The sequence below is a fragment of the Pseudoalteromonas shioyasakiensis genome (assembly GCF_024518675.1).
Taxonomy (GTDB): domain Bacteria; phylum Pseudomonadota; class Gammaproteobacteria; order Enterobacterales; family Alteromonadaceae; genus Pseudoalteromonas; species Pseudoalteromonas shioyasakiensis_B.
Map to the genome: position 1 here is coordinate 143,562 of NZ_JANIGL010000006.1, position 25,860 is coordinate 169,421.

Here is a 25,860-nt window from a genome sequence, read left to right on the forward strand (position 1 = left end):
AACTTATTACCACTTATGAACAGCCTCGTTTATTTTAGACGATTAAAACGGCTGTATTTATGGTTTGCTTCAAGCTTTGTCATTTATATTGTTTGGAATCATTCATCGGATCTAGTCGCTGCGATAGAGTATTTACAGAGAATTTCCTTTAAACAAGTAATACTGTGTTTGAGTCTTGCTGTATTTAGTTACATTTGCCGCTCTCTTCGCTGGTTAGGCTATATGCGCTTGAAAGAGCATAAGGCTTCAACAAAACATCATATTCTTATTTATTTATCTGGTTTTGCTTTTACCGCATCACCGGGTAAAGTAGGTGAATTAATGAGAGGAACACATTTAGATGAGTTGGGTGTACCATTTCGATATACGTTTTTGAGTTTTGTATCAGAGCGTTTATTTGATGTGATTATTGTTCTTTCATTGGGTAGTTATTTTCTTATTGATAATTTCAATTTTTCTTTGTTATTGGTTACTGTTTTTCTCTTACCTTTCGTTTTATCGCCAGCACTAAAGTTTTTATTTAATTTTGAAAAAAGTAGGCTGTGGCATGAGTCAATTAATATTTTAAGTCACTTATGGCTATTGCCAGTTGTTTTAAAAAGCTATTTTCTTACACTATTGGCGTGGATACTTCAAGGTGTGATTTTATTTATAATGTTACGAGGGTTTGGTATAGAAACTACTATACCAATAGCTATAAGTATTTATTGCCTTAGCTTGTTAATTGGTGCTGCTTCATTAATTCCCAGTGGTATTGGGGTAACAGAGGCTGGTATGGTTTGGTTATTAATTCAGATTGGTGCTGAAAGTGATATTGCGATAATAGCTGCACTTACTACTAGAATGTTAACTCTATATCCTGCAATGTTGATTGGTTTGGTCTGTGCTTTTGTGCTAAAAAATAGAAAAATTGAATACCTTATCTCGTCAAGACACTAGTACAGGTTAGTTCCCGCAATAGTGTATCAAAACTATAAACTTACTCGACAATTTTCTGTTTATTTACGGGTAGGTGATGAAAAGGTTAATGGCTATGAGGGAGGTTAAATTTAACTCTTATCTGCTCACAACCCGCTACTCGAGGCCCGTCAACTTAACTTTGCTATTTCAACTTTAACTCCTTCACCTAGTGCCTCTCGATACTTCTCTGCTAATAGCTGCTTTGCTCTATCATCACCGTGTACTAGTTTTATATGGCTTGGTTTTTTTTGCATACCTGTTACAAATCTTATGAGGCCTTTTTGGTCGGCATGAGCGCTATATCCGCTGATAGTGTGTATTTTTGCTTTGATATAGACCTTTTCGTTATTTATAAATACATAACCACCGCGAGAGCCGTATTTCTGAATTTCTCTCCCTAATGTTCCTCTGCCTTGATAACCAACAAAAATAACATCGGTGGTTTTAGCGGGCAAAAATGCTTCAAGGTAATTGACAATTCTGCCACCAGTGCACATGCCGCTTGCTGCAAGTATAATTGCAGGTTTTTCTCGTTTGTTTAGGTAGTTAATAACGGCCATATGTTCTTTATGGCTGTTGACTGTATGTAAGCTTTCAAAGTTTAATGGGTGACGGCCTTTTGCTAAGCGCTGCTTTGCTTCTTTATCCCAGAGGGTTTTAAACTTGCGGTATTGCTGAGTAAAGTTTGCAGCCATTGGTGAGTCGACAATGACTTCTATGTTGTGCCAAGGTGAATGCGGACTGGCGTTATGAATTAGCTGCTCTAGCTCATATAGTAACTCTTGGGTTCTACCTATGCTAAATGCAGGAATGAGTACCACACCGTTATCTTTCACGGCTTGTTCAATTACTTTTTTTAATGTTTGGGTACGCTGTTTACGGCCTTGATGGTTTTTATCACCATAAGTTGATTCGATCACTAAGGTGTCTGCTTTATATGGTGGCTTAGGGGCAGGCAATAATGGTGTATAGGGGGCTCCTAAATCACCTGAAAAGACCACTCGGTGTGTTGTGGCTTTATTTGGCACGTCTATTTCAACATAAGCAGAGCCTAAAATATGACCCGCCCGCTGTAAACGTGCTTTTAAAGTTTGCTGGTTATTACTTGGTAGTTCAAACCAAGTATTAAAATCTATTGCAATAATGCGTTTGTTTAATAAGCTTAAACATGCGTTTATTATTTTTTCATCTCTGGTAACCCCGACTTTTAGTGCATCTTCGATGACTAAGGGTAATAAGCTTGCTGATGCAATAGAAGTATAAATAGGTCCGCTAAAGCCTGTTGCGAATAAATAGGGGATACGACCTACATGATCAATATGGCAGTGAGTAACAATCAGTGCAGTTACATTACTGATATCAAATTTGATTGATAGATCAGTACCAGCATCTTCACCTTGAAATAAGCCGCAGTCGATTAAGATTGATGTATCTGTTGATGTTATTAGCTCGTGGCAAGACCCTGTAACCCCATTTACCGCACCATGATGTTTTATATGCATTGTTAACTCCTTTTAATTGCAGATAAAAGTGTAGCATTAAAAAATGTTTTGTCCCTTATTTGGTTTTATTTGATCGGCGCTAAAGCGCTCTCCTACGTGTAGGTTAATTGTAGGAACAGGCTTCAGCCGTGATGGTTTTAATATTTGGGGTTGTGATATTTGTAAAATCCATCGGCGCTAAAGCGCTCTCCTACGTGTAGGTTAATTGTAGGAACAGGCTTCAGCCGTGATGGTTTTAATATTAGGGGTTGTGATATTTGTAAAATCCATCGGCGCTAAAGCGCTCTCCTACGTGTAGGTATATCGTAGGAACAGGCTTCAGCCGTGATGGGGTTTAATGTTGGGGTTGTGATTTTTGTAAAATCCATCGGCGCTAAAGCGCTCTCCTACGTGTAGGTTAATTGTAGGAACAGGCTTCAGCCGTGATGGGGTTTAATGTTTGGGGTTGTGATATATGGAATATCCAATTGGCGCTAAAGCGCGTTCCTACGTGTAGGTTAATTGTAGGAACAGGCTTTAGCCGTGATGGGGTTTAATGTTGGGGTTGTGATTTTTGTAAAATCCATCGGCGCTAAAGCGCGCTCCTACGTGTAGATATACGTGTAGGTTAATTGTAGGAACAGGCTTCAGCCGTGATGGGGTTTATGTAACATTCAATCGGCGCTAAAGCGCTCTCCTACGTTTAGATACATCGTAGGAACAGGCTTTAGCCGTGATGGTTTTTAATGTTGGGTGTGATATCTGTAACATTCAATCGGCGCTAAAGCGCTCTCCTACGTGTAGGTTAATTGTAGGAACCGGCTTTAGCCGTGATGGTTTTAATATTTGGGGCTGTGATATTTGTAAAATCCATCGGCGCTAAAGCGCTCTCCTACGTGTAGGTATATCGTAGGAACAGGCTTCAGCCGTGATGGGGTTTAATGTTTGGGGTTTAATGTTTGGGGTTGTGATATATGGAATATCCAATTGGCGCTAAAGCGCTCTCCTACGTGTAGGTTAATTGTAGGAACAGGCTTCAGCCGTGATGGTTTTAATATTTGGGGTTGTGATATGTAACATCCTATCGACGCTAAAGCGCTCTCCTACGTGTAAATGTAGCAAATTCATCGCATTGTCACTGTTACCCTATTACACTTAATATTTAGATTTAATATTAAGGAAATAACATGATTGCTCAAGGCCATACGTTACCCGCTGTAAGCTTAACTAAACTAACTGACGACGGTATGCAAACACTAACCAACGACACCTTGTTTGCCGGTAAAAAGGTCGTACTATTTGCTGTACCGGGCGCTTTTACTCCAACATGCTCAAATGCGCATTTACCGGAATTTATTACCCTTGCAGATAAAATAAAAGCCAAAGGGGTTGATGCTATTTATTGTGTATCTGTAAACGATGCTTTTGTGATGAAAGCGTGGGGCGAGCAGCAAAACGCTGAAGAGATTGATATGTTAGCAGATGGCGATGCAAGCTTTACTAAAGCGTTAGGGCTCGATAAAGATACAGCCGGTTTTGGTGGCGTGCGCTCAAAACGTTATGCAATGGTAGTCGAAGAGCAAGTGGTGACAGGCTTATATATTGAACAAGATAAAGAGTTTGTTGTTAGCCGCGCAGACGCTGTTTTAGGTAAGCTTTAATAAAAAAGCCGAGTAATACTCGGCTATAAACCAGGAGCTATTGGCTCATAATTGGCAGTAGCATCCTGTTGTGTCTCCTACAATCAGATCAGACTTAAATCCGTTTCTATAATTATTTAATACAAGTTCAACAAAGCCATTCGATTCACTGCAGGCTAACCCGGTAGAGTATGGGCCAAAATAGAGTAACTCCGAAGATTGACCGACAATCAGCGTAGCGGGTGTTGATGGAATAATACTTTGGGTGCCTTTTGGCAGATGAATATTTAATACAGTGAAACCATCTTCCTTGGCTGCATCGGTAATATCCTTTTTGTGGCGGTCACTGTATTGCGCACACTCACACCCTTCGCTGGTGAAATGAATAAGTACATTATTTATATGTTCTTCGCTTAATTGCGGGAGAGCGCTAATATCATTTATCAACGACTCTCCATTTGCATACAGCAACTTGTCAGTTGGATCGAAGGCAACTAACCGTGACTGAATAAAACTGACGCCAGCGATAAGTGTAAACACCAGCCATACCGCAAATACCATGTAGTGGGTGTACTTCGCTTTATGAGAAGTTTGCAATGCTTGCCTCAAGTGATCTTACGGCATCAGAGATATGTTCTGCCTCAAGTGCCACTGACTTCACTTTCTCTGCATCATTTCTGCCTAAAAGACCAAGCTCCTCAGTATTTTTTGAGATCCCTGTAGTAACAATGGATTGCTCTTCGATGGCTGAGGCGACTGAGTTGGCTATATCACTTGAGTCAACCACCACATGCGAAGCTTGTTGTAATAACGTGCTGACTTGTGCTGCATTATTTATTACCGATTGCACAGCATTGACAGAGTTATCCATTGCATTGGTTGATGAATGTGAGTGTTCAACCATTTTAGCTAATGTGACTTCTACCTTGCTGGTGCTTTCTTTTGTTCTATTAGCAAGCGCACGAACTTCATCGGCAACCACGGCAAAACCACGGCCTTGTTCGCCTGCACGTGCCGCTTCTATCGCCGCATTTAACGCCAGTAAATTTGTTTGCTCTGCAATACTGGAGATCTCAGACAGCACATTTTTTATGACTTCACTAAAGCTTGCCAGTGCGGTTATTTCTGTGCTTGTAAGACTTAAAACATGGGTTAAGTGATCACTTTCATTGTTGATCATTTGCATTAACTCATTGGCTTCTTGTGTGGTCGTATTTGCGTCATTCATTTGATCTTTTAAACGCGTGGTATCTTGGGCGATTGATGTGATGGTTGTGGCCATCTCCTCCACCGAGCACATGATTGCTTCTGTTTCTTGTTGCCGGTCATGTGCGGAGCGTTCAAGCTCAGACTTGGCGCTTATTAGGTTGTTAGCATTTGATTTAAAGTCGTTAATTTGACTGCGTAAGCCTAGAATGACATTTTCTAATACACTCAATAACTCATTGAACCCAGTCAGCACATGACTTTTTCGGGGAGTTGCTCGCAGTTTTAAATTGAGCGAGTGTCTATCATAAGTGAGTTCTTCAATAACACGGGCGAGCTCTTTGCCAACCTCACTATCTTCATATAATGTTTTAGCAATAAAGCCTGCAACCACACCTTCAACAATGGCATACACCGCATGTAATATAACCGTAGAAAAAGCGAGCCTATCTTCGTCAAAAAGGTATACGCCGACGTTATCCACTTGCATAAAGTAAAATGACAGATGGTGCACAGCAATTAAGCCAACGGCTGAAATAAAAATACGCCAATCTTTAAAAATCACCAAGGTGGCTAGTAAAATAAATATCTCAAAATGAACTTCAATTAATCCATTTAGCTGGTGGATATGCAGGGCTGCAAAAATCATGGCAGCGAGGCCTGAAGCATGCTTTGTTAGTGTTGCGTTAGGCAAGGTCTTCATCAACCAAAAAGGGACTAGTAAAGCTGGTAGGCCGATAATAAACGCCTCATAAAACGTGTTGTAAATAAATGCAACAGCCAGTGTCTCGATAAATAAAATAACAAGTACACCCGTGAATACCCGGTTAATTCTGTTCATTTTGTTCCTGAAAAAATATAAAAATGATAAGTTGTGTTTTAATGTATGAAAAAGCGCTGCGCTTAATTAGACTGATGTTTGTTTTTTAAAAACTTTTCAGTTTCATTGGCATTGAGTGGCTTTGAAAACAAATAACCTTGTGCAACATGGTAGCCTTGCTCTTTTAAAATAGTGTATTGTTCAACGTTCTCGATGCCTTCAGCGATCACATCTAAATTTAAGCTTTCACCGATCTGTAATACTGAACGGCTCAGGGCTTCGCTGGTTTTGTCTGTGCCTAATCCTTGTACGAAACTGCGGTCGAGTTTGAGCTCACGTATCGGTATTTTTCTTAAGTAACTTAAACTTGCATAGCCGGTACCAAAGTCATCCATTGAAAAGTCGATCCCCTTATCATGAATATCATGCAACACTTTCATTGTGCTGGGATGGGTGTCGAGTAACACATGTTCCGTCAGCTCTAGCATGAGATCGGACGTAACCAAATTATTGATAGCGAGTTCATTGATGATGAAATCACATAAATGTATGTTATGAAAATTACTCGGGGACAAATTGACTGACATCGTCGGTAACGCGATACCTTGTTTACGCCACTCACCCATTTGCTTACAAGCAGTTCGAATGACCCACAAACTGAGCTCGCTGATCAACCCACAATCTTCTGCAATCGGTATAAATTTATCCGGTGGAACGGAGCCAAGTGTTGGGTGATCCCATCTTGCAAGTGCTTCGACACCATAAATAGTCTCGTCTTTCATCGATATTTGGGGTTGGTATTTCAGGGTGAGTAAGTTCTCTTTGATTGCTTTTTCAAGCTCCATTTCAAGCTCTTGAACTTCCTGCGCAAGTTGGTTTAATTCGTGACTAAAATAGGCGAAGCGGCCTTTACCGGATGACTTAGCTTGGTACATCGCCATATCCGCTCTGTGGATGAGTGTGGCTACATCATGGCCATCGTCAGGGAAAATACTGATACCGATACTCATGGTCGGATCTAACGTTAAGTGCTCTAAGTGAACGGGAAGGGTGATTTTTAGTTTGAGCTCTTCAATATATTCATGGAGCTGCTCTGGGGTTTCAATTTGTTTGATTAGGACAAACTCATCACCCGATAAGCGACCGACTATATCGGCATTCGACTGCTCGAGGTTTAGTCTTGAGGCAAGTGCAACTAATAATTGATCGCCAATTGGGTGGCCATGAGTGTCATTAATCTGTTTAAAGCGATCGACATCTAAAAATAACAGGGCCATTTTTTGGTTATTCTTTTTTGCGTCTTTAATTGCTTGCTCAGCATTTGCATGGAGTAAACTACGGTTAGGTAACTGAGTTAGCGCATCGTAATACGCTAAGTGACGTATGTTAGCTTTTTGGGCTTCACGTTCAATAGCAAGGCCGCACAGTGGGGTAATAACATTGACGATGTGTTTATGTAAAGCATTGAGCTGTACATTATTTTTTAAATAAAGGGTAACGACACCAATTACTTGACCATTACTTTGTTTTATCGGGACTGAAAAACACCCCGTATACCCCAGAGGGTGAAGGTGTGTTTTGTAGAGTTCACAAATAGGATCATTTTGAATATCTGTAACTAATACATCTTCACCGCGGGCAGCTGCTGTGCCAGATATACCTGCACCTTCAGCAATGGGAAGGGTATTCAAAATTTGACGGTAAGAGGCTGGGAAGCTTGGCGCGGCGAGTAATTGTAAGTGGGCACCTTCGGCTTTTAAAATGACAGGCGTAATATAATGGTCTAATTTGGTGATCTCATGACATACTTTTTCCATAACAATTTCATGTGATTCATCATATGCAATAGCATTTAAAATCTGCTTATGAAGAATTTCATGGAGCTTGGTTTGCGTAATGTCATTAATAATTGTGACGCAGTAGGCTAGCTGAGTATGCTCATCCAAGACCGGGTTGACCATTATCGAACACCAACATTTGCTCTTGTCTTTTGACTGTAAAACTTCATCAATGCGCATAGATTTTCCGTTCGCCAGCTGAGCACGGACTTGCTCTCGCCTCGTGTCAGATAGTTCGGGCGTAAGCACATTCATGGGCGTGATGCCAAGTAGTTCCTCGGGTGTATAATTGAAGAGTGTTGAAAAGCCATCATTGGTGTACACCACTTTCCACTGAGGATCGGTAATAATGATTGCATGTTCAGTTTTATCGGTAACAAGGGAGAGCAACTCTAATTGTTTTTTAGCCTTAACTTGCTCTGTCACATCTTTAATGAATGCGGTGTATAGCATATGACCGCCGATATCGACCTTAGAGATGGACATTGACCCCCACCTTTGGCTTCCATCTTTGCAAATGATAGGGACGTCACGGCTTGTGCCGACTATTTTATTTTCACCGGTGTCTCGGTTTCGATTAACATAGTGGTCATGATACGTCTTGATATGATCGGGTACAAGCAGGCTTACATTTTTTCCAAGCACCTCTTCTTTACAGTAGCCCCAGAGCTTTTCAGCTGCTTGATTAAATAGAATTACCCTATTTTTTGAGTCTATTGCCACGACACCATCAATTGCTTGTTCAAGTGTTTGTGTGAATACATTAGAAAGCGATTTATCTACGACCATTCCTTTTACCTTAGATTATGAGGGCACAGCGCGAGTTGTCCTTCTTTATATTTTTATAACATGGTAGCGCTTCCATATTATCTCTCATTGTTTTGATGGCAATCATTCACTTTTTAGCATTAATATACTGAATAAGTGGGAGAGGCTGAAAGCATCAGATAGAGAGTTTTTACTTCTTAAATAAACAGAAGACACTCTGTAACAAGAAAGTAATATTCATAAATGAATGTATTTTCTTGAATAGTGTATTTTTCAATCATTTTACAAATTGTTACAAACTAAAACAATCGCAAATATATCCTTTTGTAAAGGATTGTAAACGGTGTGGTGCTAAAGTATTGGGGTAAAATATTATTTTAGTGATTAATTCTATTTTAATTTCGCTTTTTGCTACTGTTTGTGGGTGTTGGGCCATCACTACTTGCTATGAAATCGCAATTAAACATTTTTTTACTTCATTTATGAGGTGGTTAATTTATAAATAAAAAAGCCGAGTAATACTCGGCTAAAAATTGCCAAGGGAACAGGTCTATTAAACGCGAGTGCAATATCTTTATCACTCGCGTTTTTGTTACTTATGGCTGATATTGTGCATCAAGCGTTAGTCCTGAGAATGCACTATATGCATTGAGACTCATATGCCAGGTGCCTGCTTGCGGGTTGTTAAAGGTGCAGGTCTCTGCATTGCCATTTTTATATGGGCGGCAATCGTAGCTTGATGTTGTTGGCTGACTATCAAACTTAACAAATAAGTCTGCGTCACCTGAGCCACCTGAAGTGGTCACAGTAAAGCTTGCCATGCCTGCAGGTACATCTAATGTATAGTGTTTCCACTGACCAGCAGTTGCAGATACGTTTTCAACGGTGCCTCCACCTGCTTGTGGCGTGCCAGAGCCTCCGCCGCTAGTGGTTAAGTTACCTACCAAGTTCACACCCGAGTATGCAGAGTAGCCACGTATCATGACATGGTAAGTACCTGCTGTAGGATTATCGATAGAACACTCTTCGTTATTTCCTTCGTTATAAGGGCGACAATCATAGCTTGAGGTTGTTGGCTCGCTACCTGCTCGTACATACAAATCGGCGTCACCGCTACCACCACTCATTGTGAAGGTTACATTACTTGCGCCACTTGGTATTGTCATTGTGTAAAATGCTTCACTATTTGCTGAACCGCTCAAACTAGTTTGAGCTTGGCCATCAAGCAGTTCATTATTGCCTGTAGGTGGTGTTGTACCACCAGAAGCTGCTGCCACAGCTGCGGCTGCATCAACTATGCCTGTTCCACAGTTTGTACAAGTGGCTGCAAAAGAGCGTGTTGTTGATTTTAAGATACTTTCAATTTCATCTGGCGTAGCTGAGGGTTTTGCTTGTTTAATTAATGCGGCAACTCCGGCAACATGTGGCGCTGCCATTGAAGTACCTTGTGAGTAGTGATAGCTATCACTAGAGGGGCTTGATGAACCTGAGTTATGTGTTGAAAGTACACCCTCTGAATCATTAGCAAAGCTTTGCGCGCCACCTGGGGCTGCAACATCAATGTTGCTACCATAGTTTGAGTAGTATGCGCGGCCACCGTTACGACCCACTGATGCAACGTTTACTACGCCACTACAGTTACCTGGATTGTAGTTAGCTGAGTTATCATTGTCGTTACCCGCAGCAATAACAATAACACTACCATTTCCACGCGCTTGGTTAATTGCTGATTGTGTCGTAGAGCTACAAGAGCCGCTACCGCCAAGACTCATGTTTATTACATCTGCAGGGTTTGCGTTATTTGCAATACCAGACACTGAACCACCTGAAGCCCAGATGATACCATCGGCAATATCAGAGGTTAATCCACCACACTTTCCAAGTACACGTACAGGTACAACTTTTGCGTCGTATGCAACGCCGGCAACACCTTCGCCATTATTCGAAACCGCAGCAACCGTACCAGCTACGTGAGTACCATGCCAGCTAGAGCTTTGATTAGAAGCTGGAACGGGTTGACCAAACTGATCGGTTCCACATTCACCCGTATTAACAGCATCACCGGGATCGCGTGCATCGCTATCACGTGCGCCACCATCATTGGCTACAAAGGTATCAGAGATCATGTCGTAGCCAGGCAAAATGTTACCGTTCAAATCAATATGTGGACGGTAACCAGTATCAAGTACTGCGACTGTAACACCGCTACCAGTGGCTGTATCCCATGCTGTTGGAAGGTTTAAACCGCCTGCTTGCTCATAATAATGCCACTGAACGGCATACATAGGATCATTTGGTGTCGCGAAAGGTTTTAGCATTTGGTCAATTTCAATGTATTCAACATTGCCAGACTCTATTACTTCTTGCATATATTGTTGTGCTTCGTCTGGAGTGAGTTTTTTCTCTGCACGCATTACATGGTGGTTACTTAAAGCCATAGCACGAACATATTGCGCCTTCACTTTGCCTTTCTTACTAGTGAAGTTTTTAACAAAGCCCTTTGCCTTTTTATTCATCATTTGCGGGCTAGTGTCGGCTGTAGAAAGTGTTGCCATCTCGCTGTTATTGTTTTTGTATTTGATAATAAAGCGAGTACCTAGTGGGTCTTGGCCCTGCAGTTTTGCTGCCGTTTCCGCCATTGATGGCATAATTGTTTGGCTTGGATTCGCTATAGTTGTCGTGGCACTGAATAGCGTGCCTAACGTTAGTGCAATTGCACACTTTTTAAAACTTGTTGTCGTTGTCATAATTTTCCCTAGATTGTTATGGTTTACTTCAAGTTGGATTATCTTGAAGGGGAACAAAAGTAAATGATCTGTTAAGTAAGTTAAAATAACGTTTTATTATGGTTGTCTCTATTTTAGTTATATATGGATGTTTATATGGCTAAATAGTTATTTGGTGTGTTTATTTTTATTTTTTACAATCCTAAAGGGTTGTTTTTATGAGGTGGTTTTTTGAGGTGTTTATTGCTAGTAAATCAATAATAAATTCAATTAAGTGTGCCGTTCTAAATTTGTTATAATTTAAAAAAATTTCAATGAGACAAATTAATGACCCATGTAGATGTAATAGTGATCGGCGCTGGCGCCGCTGGATTAATGTGTGCAGCACAAGCGGGGTATCGTGGTCGTAGTGTTACAGTACTTGATATGGGTAAAAAACCGGGCCGTAAAATACTTATTAGTGGTGGCGGTCGTTGTAATTTTACCAACGAAAATGCCAGCCCAGAAAACTATTTATGTGCTAACCCTCACTTTGTAAAATCGTGCTTAAGTCGATTTACCCAACATGACTTTATTGAGTTGGTTGATCGTCATGGTTTGGCTTATCACCATAAAACCTTGGGTCAACTATTTTGTGATAATAGCGCGCAAGATATCGTAGATATTTTGCTCACTGAGTGCGAGTGGGCCGGTGTGAATATTGCGCTGCGTAATGAGGTGCTTAGTGTTGAAAAAACTGATATAGGGTACACGGTTAAAACAGAGCAAGGGGCATATTCCTGCGAGTCATTAGTGGTTGCTGCTGGTGGCCTTACTATGCCAAAGCTCGGAGCAAGCCCTGTAGGCTATAAAATAGCGGAGCAATTTGGCTTAAACGTACTCCCGACAATGGCTGCACTTGTGCCATTTACCTTGCACGAGCATGATAAAGAGCGTTTTGAAGGGTTGTCAGGTATTAGTATTCCTTGCGTTGTTAGCAGCGAAGATGGTACTCGCTTTAAAGAAAACATATTGTTTACTCACCGTGGTTTATCAGGCCCCGCCATTTTACAAATTAGCTCTTTTTGGCGTGCAGGGCAGGCAGTAACTATTAATTTACTCCCTGAGCAGGATTTAAAACAACAATTGGAGCAATGGCGAGAAACCCAAGCGCAAAAGTCGTTAAAAAATAGCCTAGCGACAATATTGCCCAAACGTTTTATTGAAATATTACACGAGAGCCAAGCCATACCTGATTGTAATATTAATCAATTAACACATAGCCAAATAGATGAGCTGGTGGATTACATTCATAACTGGCAAATCAAACCCAATGGTACTGAAGGTTATAGAACGGCTGAGGTTACACTTGGTGGTGTTGATACGGATGAACTAAGCTCTAAGACTTTTGAAGCTAAAAAAGCCCAAGGCTTGTATTTTATTGGTGAAGTAACTGACGTAACAGGGTGGCTCGGGGGGTATAATTTTCAATATGCTTGGAGCTGTGGTTTTGCTGCTGGACAGTATTGTTAGTTTTATTTTAGAAGAGCTGTTTATTAACTGATTATATATGGGTGATAGAACGTGAATAATCTCTCATTACTGAATGTTACTTGTTGAACAAGTAACTTTGCGGCTAACCTTTAAAAAACACTTTACCTCAACTTAACTTTAGGTTTTATGCTGGCTTTAATTACTTAAATAAAGGTTTTTTATTATGTACTTAGAGCATATTAATTTAGTTGTTGATGATATTGATGCGATGCTACGTTTTTATAAAGCGGTATTTCCACATTGGTATATTAGAAGTAAAGGACGCAGCACTTGGCATGGCAAGCCCCGACAATGGCTGCACTTTGGTGATGATTATCACTACTTAGCTTTGAGTGATAACGGTGAACAACAAAACCGAGATTTAACGGGTCATCAAGTCGGTTTAGCGCATTTTGCATATGTTACGAATGACATTGCAGCGGTGATCGCGCGGTTAGAGTTAGCAGGTTACAAGATTGATAAATCTGGCGCAGAAAATCCATTTCGTAAAAACGTATATTTTATTGACCCTGCAGGTTTTGAAGTAGAGTTTGTTGAGTACCTCAGTGATATCCCCGCAGAGCGAAATAACGACTTATGATAGAAAGCTAATTAATCACGGCTGAAGCCTGTTCCTGCGGTTATTTATACCTAGGAGAGCGCTTTAGCGCCGAATGGATTTTACATATATTGCAAGGCTAAATATCATCACAGGCTGAAGCCTGTTCCTACGGTTATTTATATGTAGGAGAGCGCTTTAGCGCCGATGGGTTTTGCATTTATCGCAAGGCTGAACATCATCACGGCTGAAGTTTGTTCCTACGGTTATTTACACGTAGGAGAGCGCTTTAGCGCCGAATGGATTTTACATAGATCGCAAGGCTGAACATCATCACGGCTAAAGCCTGTTCCTACGGTTATTTACACGTAGGATGGCGCTTTAGCGCCGAATGGATTTTACATAGATCGCGAGGCTGAACATCATCACGGCTAAAGCCTGTTCCTACGGTTATTTATATGTAGGAGGGGGGCTTTAGCGCCGATGGGTTTTGCATATATTGCAAGGCTGAACATCATCACGGCTAAAGCCTGTTCCTACAATTAACTTACACGTAGGATGGCGCTTTAGCGCCGAATGGATTTTACATAGATCGCGAGGCTGAACATCACCACGGCTAAAGCCTGTTCCTACGGTTATTTATACGTAGGAGAGTGCTTTAGCGCCGAATGGGTTTTACATAGATCGCAAGGCTAAATATCATCACGGCTAAAGCCTGTTCCTACAATTAACCTACACGTAGGATGGCGCTTTAGCGCCGATTGAATGTTACATATCACAACCCTAACATTAAAAACCATCACGGCTAAAGTCTGTTCCTACGGTTATTTACACGTAGGAGGGAGCTTTAGCGCCGATTTGTTTTACATATATCGCAAGGCTGAACATCATCGCGGCTAAAGCCTGTTCCTACGGTTATTTATATGTAGGAGGGGGGCTTTAGCGCCGATGGGTTTTGCATATATTGCAAGGCTGAACATCATCACGGCTAAAGTCTGTTCCTACGGTTATTTACACGTAGGAGGGAGCTTTAGCGCCGATTTGTTTTACATATATCGCAAGGCTGAACATCATCGCGGCTAAAGCCTGTTCCTACGGTTATTTACACGTAGGAGGGGGCTTTAGCGCCGATTGGTTTTGCATATGTCGCGAGGTTGAACATCATCACGGCTGAAGCCTGTTCCTACAATTAACTTACACGTAGGATGGCGCTTTAGCGCCGATGGGTTTTGCATATATGCAAGGCTGAACATCACCACGGCTAAAGCCTGTTCCTACGTTATGTTTATGCGTAGGATGGCGCTTTAGCGCCGATGGGTTTTGCATATATTGCAAGGCTGAACATCATCACGGCTAAAGCCTGTTCCTACGGTTATTTATATGTAGGAGGGGGGCTTTAGCGCCGATGGGTTTTGCATATTTTGCAAGGCTGAACATCATCACGGCTGAAGCCTGTTCCTACGGTTATTTACACGTAGGAGGGGGCTTTAGCGCCGAATGGATTTTACATATATTGCGAGGCTGAACATCATCACAGGCTGAAGCCTGTTCCTACGGTTATTTATATGTAGGAGCGCGCTTTAATATTTATTCATATCTTTCCAGCTGGTTTTTAAGCTGTTGGCGAATGAGACAAACTTTTCCTTAATGGTGCGCTTTACCTTTATCTCAACTGAGCCGAGTATGACTTTGCCTTCAATAGTAATAGTCGGGCCGTGCAATTTATTTAGTGACACCGATTTATTCTCAACGCTGCCAACGACGCTAAAAATTTTAGACACCACATTAACATGCTCTGGAACATAAATTTCATCACTGCCTAATAGTGCATTAACGTGAACCGTTACATGTTGGTGCTGAAATATCGCGTCGGTGAAGTCCAGCTCTATGGAGCCTAGGAGATTAGTAAGGTGAATCTCCTTAGGAACGAACCACTGACCACTGCGCTCATTAGAGCCTAAGATACTGCGAAGGTGGAGAGTTTCATTATCACTTTGCTGGCTGTAGTTAGGACTAAATTGTGCTCGCTTCTCGCTTTGGTAGTGGGTGTCGGTAGTTAAATCTAAATCACTGACTAAATCAATGAGCACCTGGTTATCTGCAGCGGCCATTGCTTCATCTAAACGGCGCTCAAATGCTTCGGCAGAGATAATCCCATGACTATAATTATAGATTAATTGATCGATAACTTGTTCACGCACTTGTTCGATGGGGCGATCTTCAATTTTTACTGTCATGGTGATTTCCTTTTTAAGCATCTTAATTATTTTTACTATAACAAAGTTAAAGCAAAGCTTAGGCCATAAATTAATTTGTTTTTAATCAATAGATTAAAAAGTCGTGTTGTTTTTTGAATAGTTATATTAACGACAGATTAATAGAAATAACGATTAATTAGTAAATATGACAACATTCAGAACAAATTACCGAACTGTCTGTAAATTATTACCAAAGGTGTACTGTAGAGTGTCGGGTTTAAAGTGTAACTTGTTGATTGTTAGTGCTTTTAAAGTTGGCTTGATGTTCGCATTAGTATAAATGTCTTTAATCAAAAGGAGAAAGATTATGAAAACATTTAACAAATCTATGATTGCCGCTTTAGTTCTTGGTACAACAGCTATGGGTGCACAAGCAAGCAGCTGGGAAAATGAAAGTAAAGATGCTTGGATTGATGGTAAGGCAGAAACTGTTCTTTTAATGAACACTAATCTAAACAACTTTGACATTAACACTGATGTAAAAAATGGCAAAGTAGTACTAACAGGTAAAGTGGAAAGCGATTTAGATAAAGAGCTTGCCGAAGAGCTTGTTTTAAGCCTTGACGGTGTACGTGATGTAGATAACGAATTAACGGTTGTGAAAAATGTTGATTCTAAACACGATCGCATGGATTCCGAGATGGATGACACTGAAGGTGACTTAACAGACGCTAAAATCAGTACAGTTATCACGACACGCTTTTTATTTAACTCAGAAGTTGGTGGTACAGATATTGATGTAGATACTGATAATGGGGTGGTAACCCTTAAAGGTACTGTTGAATCTGAAGCTGAAAAGCAGCTAGCAATGAAAATTGCTAAAAATGCTGAAGATGTTCGTGATGTTGTTGATGAACTAACAGTTGTTGCTGAATAATAGCAAGTTATGAAATGCCCAGCATTGCTGGGCTTTCTTATGCAAACTAGCAAGGAGCATGAGCTATGGATTTAATACGTATCATATTATCGGTACTGATCCCGCCGCTGGGTGTTTTTTTACAGGTGGGTTTAGGGGCACAGTTTTGGATTAATATTTTGTTAACATTACTAGGGTATATTCCTGGCTTAATCCATGCGATTTATATTATCGCGAGACGTTAACAATTAAGATCTTTTGGGCTTAGGCCTGCAAGGAGGAATGATGGAAGGTGTACAAAAGGATACTCAGCAAAGCCAAGTTGAATGTACCCCAGCGTTATGGACAGCGCAACAATGGAAACAATTCATGGATGATGCACCAGGGAATGAGGCGTTAAGTTAAGGATGATAATAAGCCTAAAGGCGACAAGGAAAGAATACTTCACTAAGGACTAGTGGCAAGGAATGAATATTTCACTAAGGACTAGTGACAAGGAAAGAATACTTCACTAAGGACTAGTGACAAGGAAAGAATACTTCACTAAGGACTAGTGGCAAGGAATGAATACTCCACTTAGGATTAGTGGCAAGGAATGAATGCAACACTTAGGATTAGTGACAAGGAAAGAATACTTCACTTAGGACTAGTGGCAAGGAATGAATACTTCACTTAGGATTAGTGACAAGGAATGAGTATTTCACTAAGGATTAGTGGCAAGGAATGAATGCAACACTTAGGATTAGTGACAAAGATGGACGTGCTACGTGGTTGTTTGTCATTGTAGTGCTAGGATAGATTAGTGGACAATAATGTGATTTCACATGGAGCAATAGGGAGATTACTAGGATGGTAACTATCAAATCATAAGTGCATGCTACTCTAAAGAGTGCATGCACTTATGAACATTATTTAAAACGACTCTGTTAAACGTCGAAGAGCCTAAATAAGCAGCCAAGTTGCTGTGCCTAAGAAGGCAAAAATTCCCACAATATCAGTCACAGTGGTTAATACTACACTTCCGGCTAGCGCTGGATCTATTTTCATTTTTTTGAGTATTAACGGAATACTCGCCCCAGCAATACCTGCGGCGACTAAATTCATAAACATAGCAAATGCTAAAACTCCGCCTAATTTAAAGTCCCATTGCCAAATAGCAACAACACCGGCTATTAAAATAGACCAAACCATGCCGTTAATTGCACCGATAGCGAGCTCTTTTAACATTAAAAAACGTTGGTTAGTCTGGTTAATATGGCCAACAGCAATACCACGAATAACCAGAGTCAGGGTTTGACTGCCAGCGACACCTCCCATCGAAGGCACGATACCGTTTAGCACGGCAAGAATAGGTAAAATCGCTAAAGTGTTTTCAAAAAAGCTAGCAACAATAGCAGCCAATAAGGCTGTTAATAGGTTTACACCCAACCATACCGAGCGTTTTTTAGAACTTTTTAATACCGGTGCGAAAGTATCTTCTTCATCATCAAGACCCGCTAAGCTTAATAAGCTATGCTCTGCATCTTCACGAATAACGTCGACGATATCATCGATCGTGATACGCCCAAGTAAGTGGTCGTTGTCATCAACAACAGGAGCCGATATCCAGTTGTGACGCTCAAATAATTGTGCTACTTCACTTTCATCCATGGCAATCGAGATTGATTCGCAGTCTTCGTCCATTAAGTCACGAATGATTTTATCCGGTGGATTGGTTAGCAAGGTTGTCAGTGACATTGCCCCTAAAAAACAATTGTGCTTATCAACAACATATAAGTCATCGGTGCCTTCGGGCAACTCTCCACGTAAGCGTAAATAACGAAGCACCACATCAATGGTCACATCAGGACGTATTGTAACTGTGTCGGTGTTCATCAGGGCACCGGCAGAACGTTCCTGATAAGAGAGAGCTTGTGTGGCACGCTCCCTATCTTGGCTGTCCATTGCACTTACTACGTCTTGATAAACGGTATCTGGAAGGCTACGGAGTACTTCGCCTAAGTCATCGTGACTCATGTCCTCTGTTGCCGCAGCGATATGCTCCGGCTCCATCTGGGCGATGATCCCTAAACGTACATCTTCAGAAAGCTCTTCGAGTACATCACCTTGTACGTCAGGGTCTACTAATTGCCATAATAAACGACGAATTTTATGGGGGGATGACTCTAATAATAACGCGGTGTCACAAGGGGCTGTTTTTGCCAGCATACGCCTAACTTGAACAAATTGACCACTATTGAGTGACTTGGTCACTTGTTTTAGTTGTTGTAGTGGGTAATCTTGTTCAAAAGCTTCAGGCATTGGTGTCCTTAAATTATCAATTTCAGTTCGGTAGGGTATAGTAAGTTAGACTGCTGTGTGACTTCTCTATCTTTACCTTAGTTTAATGTAATTAAAAACTGATTGTGTCGTGTTATTCGTGTTCGTGAAAGCGCTGCTCTATCAGTTCGCCGATTGCGGCTAGTGCCGGCTTTGCATCTGGGCCCTCACACACCACTTTAACTTCTTTGCCTTGGCTGCTTTCTAGCAGCATTAAGGCTAAAACACTGTCGCCAGCGGCTTGCTTATCGTCTTGATAAAGTGTGATTGTAGCGTCAAATTTTAACGCAAGTTGTGCCAAAACACTGGCTGCACGTGCGTGTAATCCTAGTTTATTCTTAATTAAAAATGTATCTTCTAAACGCATATCACAGCCTATATAGAGTGTTAGTCTTGCTCTCGGTGGCGAATTTTTACATTGCTATGACTCATAGCAAAACTTTCACCTATGGTTTGCGCCAAGTAGACAGAGCGATGTTGCCCGCCAGTACAGCCAATGGCAATTGTTAGATAGCTGCGGTTATTTCGCTCTAAATGGGGTAACCAAGTTTGCACAAAGGTTTGAATTTGCCAAGTAAACTTTTGCACTATGCTATGGCTAGCTAAATAATCTTTGACGGGTTGGTCTAAGCCTGTGAGTGGCTTTAGCTCGGGCTCCCAATGTGGGTTAGGTAAAAACCGGGCATCAAACACGTAATCCGCTTCTTTTGGAATACCATGCTTAAAACCAAATGATTCAAACGTGATAATCAGCTTTTTATCTTTTTTACCTAATATCTTTTCACGAATCGACTCTGCTAATTGGTGAACACTTAAATCGGTTGTATCAAGAATATAATCAGCATGAGTGATCAATACATCCAGTAATACTTTTTCTTGTTTGATGGCTAAATCTAGCGGCAAAGAATCTAAAGAGAGTGGGTGCAAGCGACGAGTTTCTGAAAAACGCTTGATGAGCGTTTGATCATCACTATCTAAATAAAATAAAGTTGGGCTTGCAAAGCCAGGTAAGTACTCGATAATAGCGTTAAATTCATCTTGGTCTTTTGGTAGGTTACGTACATCAATACTAACTGCTATTTTATCGTAGTTATCAGATACGCTTCTAACTAATGAAGGGAGTAAATTTACAGGAATATTATCAACACAATAATAGCCCAAATCTTCGAGTACACGCAGTGCGACGGATTTACCAGAGCCTGAGCGCCCACTGATAATGATTAACTCCATGAAATATCTCCTTCACTTTCTAAGACTGCTCTACAATAACTTGATATAGATCGTGATCTGTTTTCGCGCTACGTAATTGTTTGCAAAATTCCTTATCGTTAAGTTTATCAGCAATTGTGGCTAAGGTCTTCAAATGAAGTTGACAGTCACCATCTGGTACGATGAGTGCGACAAATATATCTACAGGGCAATTATCGATTGCATCAAACTTTATGGGAGATTCACTCACTAAAATGAGCGCTAAAGGGGTTTCTACACCGCTCATTCTGCCATGGGGAATAGCGATACCACGACCAATGCCCGTACTGCCTAGCTTTTCTCGGTTAAGTAATGAGTTAAGAATCGCTTGTTCTGAAAGGTGAGGGAGTTGTTCATGAGCCAACTGGCTGATAAATTCTAGAATTCGTTTTTTGCTATTAAAAAGGACCGCAGCTTTACTGCAGTCCTTACAAGTAAGTGAACTTAATTTCATAGTATTAGTGTCGTGCATGCTTCTCTTTGTGTTTGATAACTTGACGGTCTAGTTTATCTATTAGCGCGTCAATCGCAGCGTACATATCTTGATGTTCAGTTGAAGCAAATAAGTCAGCACCACTGACATGTATTGTGGCTTCGGCTTTTTGGCTTAGCTTTTCTACGTCCAGAATTACGTGCACATTGTTGATATGATCAAAGTGCCTCTCAAGCTTTGCAAATTTATTGTGTACATAGTCTCTTAGTGAATCGGTAATTTCTACGTGACGACCAGTTAAATTCAGTTGCATAAGCATTTTCCTTCTTTGTTTTTTTACGCCTTAAATCAAGCTCTTTCTTTGATTTGACGGTGGAATAGCCAGAGACTCACGGTATTTTGCAATTGTGCGTCTAGCTACTTTGATACCTTGCTCTGCCAATATATCTGCAATTTTGCTATCACTCAATGGTTTCGCTGAGTTTTCTGCGCTAATTAATTTTTTGATTAATGCGCGTATCGCTGTAGATGAACATTCTCCACCGTTTTCAGTACTTACATGGCTTGAGAAAAAATATTTTAACTCAAAAATCCCGCGTGGGGTGTGCATGTACTTTTGCGTGGTAACCCTTGAGATAGTCGATTCATGCATCTCGACCATTTCTGCAACGTCGTTCAATACCATAGGTCGCATTGCTTCAGGACCGTGTTCGAAGAACCCTTGCTGCTGCTGCACTATGCAATTGGTTACTTTGAGTAATGTGTCATTACGGCTTTCTAAACTTTTAATAAACCACTTTGCTTCTTGTAAGTGAGAGCGAATAAATTGGCTGTCACTACTCGATTTTACCGAGCGAGACATCGCCGCATATTGGCTGTTTACCCTAATCTTAGGCATGCTGTCAGGGTTTAACTCAACCACCCAACGGCCTTTAATTTTCTTCACTGAGACATCAGGAATAACGTATTCCGATTCTTCACGTACGATGCTGTCTGCAGGCTTAGGGTTTAAGCTGTGGATCAGCGTCATGACTTCTTTAAGCTCATTTTCTTTAAGCTTAGTCTTTTTCATTAAAGTTCGGTAGTCGCGACTGGCTAATAAATCGATATGTTCGGTTAAAATCATTTTTGTTTCACTGATCCAAGGTGTTGTCGGATCAAATTGATTTAACTGAATGCATAAACATTCTTGCAGACTACGCGCACCAATACCAATAGGGTCAAATAGTTGTATACGTTTTAAAACGGCTTGCACTTCATCAAGCTCAATTTCTTCTTCGTTGTTATCTTTATTTAGGCTCTCAGCGATGTCTTCACAGCTTAAAGTTAAAATACCTGAATCGTCGATAGCCTCTACAATGGCGATGGCAATCGCTTCGTCCGTTGGGCTAAATGGGGTCAGTTGTAATTGCCACATTAAGTATTCATGCAGGGTTTCGGTTGAAGCGCCTTGATAAATAGATTCATCTTCAGGCATCGGACCCGATGAGCTGCTAGGAGCTGCGCTCATGTATTCATCCCAAGTGACATCCATCGCCATTTCGTCACTGACGGTTTCTTTATTGAGTGCTTCACTGCTTTCTTGTTCGTATTCGCTTGGTGATTCTTCGGCAGACGCGCTGACAGTTACTTCGTCATTATCTTGTTTTTGTTCGTTTTTACCTGCGGTTTCGTCACCAAACTCTTGCTCTTCGACTTCGAGTAACGGGTTACTGTCGAGGGCTTCTTGAATTTCTTGCTGGAGATCCAATGTACTTAACTGCAATAAGCGAATAGCTTGCTGCAATTGTGGTGTCATTGTAAGTTGCTGGCCCATGCGCAGCTGGAGTGATTGCCTCATTTATCTCTAACAATCCTTTTATTGTGTTGTCATAATTTAGTTTAGCAGATAGTTAGCCGAGTGTTGCTTTATAGCCTAAATTGCTCACCCAGGTATACATCGCGAACGGTTTGGTTGGCAAGTACATGCTCAGGTGTTCCTGATGCAATTAACTCCCCATGAGAAACAATGTAGGCTTTTTCACAAACATCAAGGGTTTCTCTTACATTGTGATCGGTTATTAGTACTCCGATACCACGGTTTTTCAGGTGCTCTATAATCTTCTTTATATCTAACACTGAAATGGGATCAACACCAGCAAAAGGCTCATCTAACAGGATAAATTTTGGATTTGCGGCTAAAGCCCGTGCAATTTCTACACGTCGGCGCTCACCTCCAGATAGTGCCATACCTTGGCTGTCACGAATATGCTGGATGCTAAACTCATCGAGTAAGCCATTGAGTGCTTCTTCGCGAGCCGTTTTATTAAGCTCTTTACGCGTTTCTAAAATTGCCATTAAGTTTTGATAAACGGTCAGTTTACGAAAAATTGATGACTCTTGTGGTAAATAGCCTATTCCTAAGCGCGCTCGGCTATGCATTGGTAGCAAAGTAATATCATGATCATCAATGCTGATCCTGCCTTTATCGCTTGGCACTAGGCCAACAATCATATAAAAGGTGGTTGTTTTTCCTGCGCCATTAGGGCCTAAGAGGCCTACGATACTGCCCGCACTGACTTCTAAGCCAACACTTTTCACCACCTGACGGCCTTTATAGCTTTTTGCTAAAAATTCAGCTTTTAATGTGCTCATGGCTGACCTTTTGATTTAGTTTCTTTACTGTCGACAGGCACAAGTATGGTATGGACACGATCGTTAGAGTCTTCACCTCTCTCGGCACTAATTAATTGTTGATCCATATCGTAAGTAATACTTTTAGCATTAATTTTTTGTCCATCTTGCGTTACTTGAGCATGACCAATTAAAGTTAGCAACCGCTGTTCTACATCGTAACGAACTTCATTCGCACTGGCGCTCATAATCGTGCCGTCAGTTAGCTTTTCTTCAAAGTAAGCAGGCTCGCCTGTAGCGACCAGTAGTTGTTTGTTATCACCTAGGTCTTCTCGCTTATGGACTTCGAGACGATCAGCTCTAATTTGGCGGTTGCCATGGATAATTTCAACGTTGTTTTCAAAAATACCAATATTATCTTTGACTTGGACTAGTTGTTTCTCTGCGCTGATTGAAACCTGATCTGCCGGTGGTGAGGTTTCCTCAGCAAAACTTGAAAAGGCCATGAATAAGCTTGGTATAACAAGCAGGTGAGCAAATTTATTGGTCATAATATATGGTTCGCGTATGGTTAATTAGTTCTATTACGTCGGCTTTTAAATCGGCTTGTAAGCCACGTCCGGTAATTTTTAAATCTGGGCCGCTCAACACTACAGGTTGTTCGGAGATCATGGTTTGTAGCTCAATATCAACTTGAATATTGTCGGCATTAATGTGTTTAATCATTGCATTATCAGTGAGGTTTTTAGCCGTCACATTGCCTTCTAAAATCAGCTGGTTATTCTCATATAAGGTTGCTTCAACCGCATTTATCTGCCACGTTTGCTGTTGATTGTATAAAGTGAAAATAGGTTTTTCAAAGTAAGTAAACCCTAACTGTTGGTACAGTTCCATTTTCGCTGCAGTCACTTTATGGCTGATTTTCCCTTGTTCGTCAAAGGCCGTTTGTTTTAATGCAACGGCTGTGTAATCTGGCTTGGCAATGACATCTTCTACAACTGCTTGCTCAGTGTTTGTTTGGTTAAAATACGGATACCAAAGCCACACCATGCAAGCTATAAATAATACGCTTAATATGAAACGCGCACTATTCATGAGCTCGTTCCTTCGCTAGTCAGCGATTTGCCATTTTCTAGCATGAGTAAGTCAGTCAATTCACGTACTGCGCCAAATCCACCCGGTAGCATAGTAGTATAATGCGCTACCCGTTTGATTAATGGGTGTGCATCGTTCACTGCAACAGCAAAGCCGACTTGCTCCATGACTGGCAGATCGGGGCCATCATCGCCAATATAGGCGATTTGCTCATCGGTGAAGCTCAGCTTATCTTTTAGTTCTTGATAGGCTTGTAGCTTATTTTCTTGACCTTGATATATATGCTGCACTGTTAGGCTAGTCATACGCTGCTGAACTATCTGTGAATGACGCCCTGTGATCACAGCAACATCGAAACCACAGCTAATAAGCGCTTTAATGCCAAAGCCGTCTTTGGTATTAAATGCTTTTAACTCTTCACCTTGGTTACCTAAGTAAATTCGGCCATCAGAAAAAACCCCGTCAATATCACAAATAAGTAATTTGATTTTTTTTGCTCGGTTTTGCGCATCTAAACTCAGTGGTTGGTATAAGTCGGCAAACTGCATTTATAACACTCCTGCTTTTAGCAAGTCTTGCATATTGAGTGCCCCAATTGGGTGCTGATTTTCGTCAATAACAATAAGACCATTAATTCGTTTACGTTCCATAATATTAAGTGCTTCGGCAGCAAGCATATCTGCGGTTGCAGTGGTACACGAGCGCGTCATGACTTCACTGATAAGCGTGTTATGGATATCGATACGTTGCTCTAAGATACGGCGTAAATCACCATCAGTAAATAAACCATTCAGTTGGCCTTGGTTATTGACTACCGCGGTCATGCCTAAACCTTTGGCAGACATTTCAATCAAGGCATCTTTAATACATTGCGTGTCTTTGATAATAGGAGTTGCCCCGCCATCATGCATTAAATCTTTTAAGCAGAGTAATAAGCGTTTACCTAAACTGCCACCTGGATGCGAAAGGGCAAAGTCATCGGCGGTAAAGCCTCGGGTTTCAAGTAGGGCTACGGCTATCGCATCTCCCATGGCAAGTGTTGCCGTGGTACTGGCTGTAGGGGCCAAACCAAGGGGGCAAGCTTCTTTGGAGACTTTTATACATACATGTGCGTCTGCCCAGTTGGCCATTGATGAGGTAGGATTGCCTGTCATAGCAATCATTTTTGCACCAATTCGTTTTATAACTGGGATTATATTAAGTACTTCACTGGTTTCGCCAGAATTTGAAATAAGCATGACCACATCATCTTTGGTGATCATACCCAAGTCACCATGGCTTGCTTCGCCTGGGTGAACAAAAAATGCCGGCGTACCGGTACTGGCTAATGTGGCAGCAATTTTATTGCCTATATGCCCGGATTTACCCATTCCAACTACAATGGTCCTGCCTTTGCATTGGTAGATAAGCTGACAAGCGAGGTTAAAATTTTCATCAAGGTATTGAGTAATATCAACCAATGCTTGGCGTTCAATATCAAGTACTCGTTTTCCTTGTTCAATAAAGTTTAACTGCGTCATTGTGTTAT

At 41.1% G+C, this 25,860-nt stretch carries 24 protein-coding genes; 7 read left to right on the forward strand and 17 right to left on the reverse strand.

The window, feature by feature from the left end; genetic code table 11:
• The first annotated feature begins 15 nt into the window (after positions 1 to 15).
• A complete protein-coding gene (locus NQT69_RS15900; protein WP_256828663.1) occupies positions 16 to 939 on the forward strand; it encodes a lysylphosphatidylglycerol synthase transmembrane domain-containing protein in 924 nt (307 codons plus the stop codon).
• A gap of 149 nt (positions 940 to 1,088) precedes the next feature.
• Here NQT69_RS15900 and NQT69_RS15905 read toward each other — a convergent pair whose 3' ends face one another.
• Positions 1,089 to 2,462, reverse strand: coding sequence for an MBL fold metallo-hydrolase RNA specificity domain-containing protein (locus NQT69_RS15905; RefSeq protein ID WP_256828664.1), 1,374 nt, complete (start codon positions 2,460 to 2,462; stop codon positions 1,089 to 1,091).
• A gap of 1,166 nt (positions 2,463 to 3,628) precedes the next feature.
• Between NQT69_RS15905 and NQT69_RS15910 the strand changes: the two genes are divergently transcribed.
• Positions 3,629 to 4,102: a peroxiredoxin gene (locus NQT69_RS15910; RefSeq protein ID WP_256828665.1), complete on the forward strand. Its 474-nt coding sequence runs from the start codon at positions 3,629 to 3,631 to the stop codon at positions 4,100 to 4,102.
• A gap of 45 nt (positions 4,103 to 4,147) precedes the next feature.
• On the opposite strand, the gene NQT69_RS15915 is transcribed toward NQT69_RS15910, so the two are convergent.
• The 4 genes from NQT69_RS15915 to NQT69_RS15930 form a co-directional block, all read right to left on the reverse strand.
• Positions 4,148 to 4,678 carry a DUF6436 domain-containing protein gene (locus NQT69_RS15915; RefSeq protein WP_256828666.1) on the reverse strand — a complete coding sequence of 177 codons (531 nt, stop codon included), beginning with the start codon at positions 4,676 to 4,678 and terminating at the stop codon, positions 4,148 to 4,150.
• On the reverse strand, positions 4,662 to 6,128 hold the full coding sequence (locus tag NQT69_RS15920) for a methyl-accepting chemotaxis protein (protein ID WP_256828667.1): 1,467 nt from the start codon (positions 6,126 to 6,128) through the stop codon (positions 4,662 to 4,664). Before NQT69_RS15920 ends, NQT69_RS15915 begins: the two co-directional genes overlap by 17 nt.
• 62 nt (positions 6,129 to 6,190) lie before the next feature.
• Positions 6,191 to 8,734 carry an EAL domain-containing protein gene (locus NQT69_RS15925; RefSeq protein ID WP_256828668.1) on the reverse strand — a complete coding sequence of 848 codons (2,544 nt, stop codon included), beginning with the start codon at positions 8,732 to 8,734 and terminating at the stop codon, positions 6,191 to 6,193.
• 575 nt (positions 8,735 to 9,309) lie between these two features.
• Complete coding sequence (locus NQT69_RS15930) at positions 9,310 to 11,460, reverse strand: S8 family peptidase (protein ID WP_256828669.1); 2,151 nt, start codon at positions 11,458 to 11,460, stop codon at positions 9,310 to 9,312.
• Between the two features lie 306 nt (positions 11,461 to 11,766).
• Between NQT69_RS15930 and NQT69_RS15935 the strand changes: the two genes are divergently transcribed.
• Together NQT69_RS15935 and NQT69_RS15940 are read left to right on the forward strand one after the other, a co-directional pair.
• Positions 11,767 to 12,951: an NAD(P)/FAD-dependent oxidoreductase gene (locus tag NQT69_RS15935; protein ID WP_256828670.1), complete on the forward strand. Its 1,185-nt coding sequence runs from the start codon at positions 11,767 to 11,769 to the stop codon at positions 12,949 to 12,951.
• Positions 12,952 to 13,135: 184 nt separating this feature from the next.
• Positions 13,136 to 13,552: a VOC family protein gene (locus tag NQT69_RS15940; RefSeq protein ID WP_256828671.1), complete on the forward strand. Its 417-nt coding sequence runs from the start codon at positions 13,136 to 13,138 to the stop codon at positions 13,550 to 13,552.
• A 1,538-nt stretch (positions 13,553 to 15,090) separates the two neighbouring features.
• Here NQT69_RS15940 and NQT69_RS15945 read toward each other — a convergent pair.
• The gene (locus NQT69_RS15945) at positions 15,091 to 15,747 is read right to left on the reverse strand and encodes a LiaF domain-containing protein (RefSeq protein WP_256828672.1); all 657 of its coding nucleotides are present in this window, start codon (positions 15,745 to 15,747) and stop codon (positions 15,091 to 15,093) included.
• A gap of 328 nt (positions 15,748 to 16,075) precedes the next feature.
• Here NQT69_RS15945 and NQT69_RS15950 point away from each other — a divergent pair, with 328 nt between their 5' ends.
• The 3 genes from NQT69_RS15950 (at position 16,076) to NQT69_RS15960 (ending at position 17,029) form a co-directional block, all read left to right on the forward strand.
• Positions 16,076 to 16,645 carry a BON domain-containing protein gene (locus NQT69_RS15950; protein WP_256828673.1) on the forward strand — a complete coding sequence of 190 codons (570 nt, stop codon included), beginning with the start codon at positions 16,076 to 16,078 and terminating at the stop codon, positions 16,643 to 16,645.
• A gap of 65 nt (positions 16,646 to 16,710) precedes the next feature.
• Complete coding sequence (locus NQT69_RS15955; protein ID WP_087533135.1) at positions 16,711 to 16,869, forward strand: YqaE/Pmp3 family membrane protein; 159 nt, start codon at positions 16,711 to 16,713, stop codon at positions 16,867 to 16,869.
• Between the two features lie 37 nt (positions 16,870 to 16,906).
• Entirely contained in the window at positions 16,907 to 17,029 is a 123-nt protein-coding gene (locus tag NQT69_RS15960; RefSeq protein WP_256828674.1) for a hypothetical protein, read from the forward strand.
• A gap of 537 nt (positions 17,030 to 17,566) precedes the next feature.
• Here the strand turns inward: NQT69_RS15960 and mgtE are convergent.
• The 11 genes from mgtE to NQT69_RS16015 form a co-directional block, all read right to left on the reverse strand.
• Entirely contained in the window at positions 17,567 to 18,925 is a 1,359-nt protein-coding gene (gene mgtE, locus NQT69_RS15965; protein WP_256828675.1) for a magnesium transporter, read from the reverse strand.
• A 112-nt stretch (positions 18,926 to 19,037) separates the two neighbouring features.
• Entirely contained in the window at positions 19,038 to 19,310 is a 273-nt protein-coding gene (locus NQT69_RS15970; protein WP_256828676.1) for an HPr family phosphocarrier protein, read from the reverse strand.
• Between the two features lie 20 nt (positions 19,311 to 19,330).
• Positions 19,331 to 20,173 (reverse strand): RNase adapter RapZ, encoded by an 843-nt coding sequence (rapZ, locus tag NQT69_RS15975; RefSeq protein ID WP_256828677.1) that lies wholly within the window; start codon positions 20,171 to 20,173, stop codon positions 19,331 to 19,333.
• A 19-nt stretch (positions 20,174 to 20,192) separates the two neighbouring features.
• On the reverse strand, positions 20,193 to 20,645 hold the full coding sequence (gene ptsN / locus NQT69_RS15980; protein ID WP_256828756.1) for a PTS IIA-like nitrogen regulatory protein PtsN: 453 nt from the start codon (positions 20,643 to 20,645) through the stop codon (positions 20,193 to 20,195).
• Positions 20,646 to 20,649: 4 nt separating this feature from the next.
• On the reverse strand, positions 20,650 to 20,937 hold the full coding sequence (gene hpf / locus NQT69_RS15985) for a ribosome hibernation promoting factor (RefSeq protein WP_256828678.1): 288 nt from the start codon (positions 20,935 to 20,937) through the stop codon (positions 20,650 to 20,652).
• A 30-nt stretch (positions 20,938 to 20,967) separates the two neighbouring features.
• Entirely contained in the window at positions 20,968 to 22,464 is a 1,497-nt protein-coding gene (locus NQT69_RS15990; protein ID WP_256828679.1) for an RNA polymerase factor sigma-54, read from the reverse strand.
• Positions 22,465 to 22,532: 68 nt separating this feature from the next.
• A complete protein-coding gene (gene lptB, locus NQT69_RS15995; RefSeq protein ID WP_256828680.1) occupies positions 22,533 to 23,258 on the reverse strand; it encodes an LPS export ABC transporter ATP-binding protein in 726 nt (241 codons plus the stop codon).
• On the reverse strand, positions 23,255 to 23,788 hold the full coding sequence (gene lptA, locus NQT69_RS16000; RefSeq protein WP_256828681.1) for a lipopolysaccharide transport periplasmic protein LptA: 534 nt from the start codon (positions 23,786 to 23,788) through the stop codon (positions 23,255 to 23,257). The genes lptB and lptA overlap by 4 nt, the downstream gene beginning before the upstream one ends.
• Entirely contained in the window at positions 23,778 to 24,332 is a 555-nt protein-coding gene (gene lptC / locus NQT69_RS16005) for an LPS export ABC transporter periplasmic protein LptC (protein ID WP_256828682.1), read from the reverse strand. Before lptC ends, lptA begins: the two co-directional genes overlap by 11 nt.
• A complete protein-coding gene (gene kdsC / locus NQT69_RS16010; protein ID WP_256828683.1) occupies positions 24,329 to 24,880 on the reverse strand; it encodes a 3-deoxy-manno-octulosonate-8-phosphatase KdsC in 552 nt (183 codons plus the stop codon). Before kdsC ends, lptC begins: the two co-directional genes overlap by 4 nt.
• Positions 24,881 to 25,852, reverse strand: coding sequence for a KpsF/GutQ family sugar-phosphate isomerase (locus NQT69_RS16015; RefSeq protein ID WP_256828684.1), 972 nt, complete (start codon positions 25,850 to 25,852; stop codon positions 24,881 to 24,883).
• Between the last annotated feature and the right edge of the window lie 8 nt (positions 25,853 to 25,860).